The 1,690-nt window shown below is 60.8% G+C and carries 3 protein-coding genes; 2 read left to right on the top strand and 1 reads right to left on the bottom strand.

What is annotated here, in order from left to right:
- The first annotated feature begins 18 nt into the window (after positions 1-18).
- Entirely contained in the window at positions 19-216 is a 198-nt protein-coding gene (locus tag P792_RS27345; RefSeq protein WP_035439809.1) for a DUF1150 family protein, read from the top strand.
- 2 nt (positions 217-218) lie between these two features.
- Positions 219-581 carry a RidA family protein gene (locus P792_RS27340; RefSeq protein ID WP_023978506.1) on the top strand — a complete coding sequence of 121 codons (363 nt, stop codon included), beginning with the start codon at positions 219-221 and terminating at the stop codon, positions 579-581.
- 69 nt (positions 582-650) lie between these two features.
- Here the strand turns inward: P792_RS27340 and P792_RS27335 are convergent.
- Positions 651-1,690: RNA polymerase sigma-54 factor (locus P792_RS27335; RefSeq protein ID WP_023978505.1), on the bottom strand; the 1,040-nt coding region annotated here is incomplete at its 5' end.

Genomic DNA, 1,690 nt, shown 5'->3' with positions numbered 1-1,690 from the left:
CCCGCCCCGGTTGCCGATCTGCGTCGCATGTCGCATGACGATTTGAAGGCGTTCGGGATGAGCCATGTCGCCTATGTCAAACCCGTGGTTTACGAGGGCGAAGCTGCCTTTGCGATCCACGCGGCGGATGGCACCCCGATGGCGCTGGCGGAAGACCGTTCGAGCGCCTTCGAAGCCATTGTCGACCATGAAATGATTCCGGCCTGGGTACACTGACCATGACCACCACGCCTGACACCATCCAGCGTTACGCCGAGGAACACCGCCTGAGTGGGGCGGTGCGTCATGGCAATACACTCTATCTGGCAGGGCAGGTTGCAGATGACGCATCGCTCGATACCGAAGGCCAGACTGCCGATATCCTGCGTCAGATCGATGTACTCCTGACCGAGGCAGGCACGGACAAGACCAAGCTCCTTTCGGTGCAGGTCCATCTGACCGATATCACCGAGATTGATGCGATGAATCGCGCCTGGGATGCCTGGCTCGACCATGACCATAAACCGGCACGGGCGACAGTCGAGACGCGTCTCGTCGATCCGCAATGGGCTGTCGAGATCACAGCTATCGCCGCCATCTGAGCCGACCATCCCCGTTCGTTCACCCTATGCTTGCGCCAAGCGACGCGGCATGGGGGTGCGACCAACGCATCACGAAGCCATTCGGGCTTTCATGCGAAAATCCCGGCGCCTCTGCGCCGAGCCTGCAATGCCGAGGGCTTCACGATATTTGGCGACCGTGCGTCGCTGGATGGCGATGCCGCCTTGCTGAAGCATCAGGGTAATCGCCTCATCGGACAGGATCGCCTCAGCCGTCTCGGCTGAAACGACTTGCCTGATCCGGTTCTTGATCGCCTCGGCACTCGTCTGATCCGTCTCATCGCCCAGTCCGGTGGAAAAGAACCGCCGCAAAGGAATGACGCCGTGGGGCGTGCCGATCATGCGTGTCGCTGTGACGCGACTGACGGTGCTTTCATGAAGCCCCGTCACCTCGGCAATGCGGGCCAGAGTCAGAGGGCGCAGGGCGTCGATACCGTCATGCAAGAACAGGATCTGATGACGCGCGATTGCTGTGCAGATCAGCAGGAGCGAGCGGGCACGCTGCTCGACAGCGCGTAACAAATTTTGCGCCTCCTGCTTTTTTTCCTGAGCCCAGCCACGGGCTTCGCGATCAGCGGTCTGTAACCGCCGATACAGACGTTCATCAATCGTCAGCCCCGGCCATGTGGCCTCGTTAAGCGCGACAATCGGCTCTCCCTCAACGAGATGAATGAACAGATCCGGCGCAGGCTCGGGGGGCGGGGGATCGAACCCTGCGCCGGGTCTGGGATCGCAGCCGCGTAGCTCCTGCAGCAGCTCGGCGTAGTCCTGGCTGTCGAGGCCACAGGCTTTTTGCAGACGTTCATGCTCGCCTTTGGCAAGCCAGTCGAGATGACCCAATAGCGTGGTGACTGCAGGATCGAGGCGGTTCTTAGCCCTGAACTGGGCGGCGAGGCATTCGGCCAGTGACGTGGCGAAACATCCGGCTGGCTCGAAAAGCAGCATGATACTGCGCACCTGCTCGATGCTTTCCATCGATACGCCGGTAAACGCAGCGAGATCGGGTATCGGGGTATCAAGGCGTCCCGATTCATTCATTGCGTCGAGCAGAGTCAGCGCCATATGACGCTCGGCTGGCTGCGCAAAGGCCT

Source organism: Asaia sp. SF2.1 (assembly GCF_000505765.1).
In the GTDB taxonomy this organism is placed as follows: Bacteria; Pseudomonadota; Alphaproteobacteria; order Acetobacterales; family Acetobacteraceae; genus Asaia; species Asaia bogorensis.
This window is presented reverse-complemented; position numbering and strand designations above follow the sequence as displayed.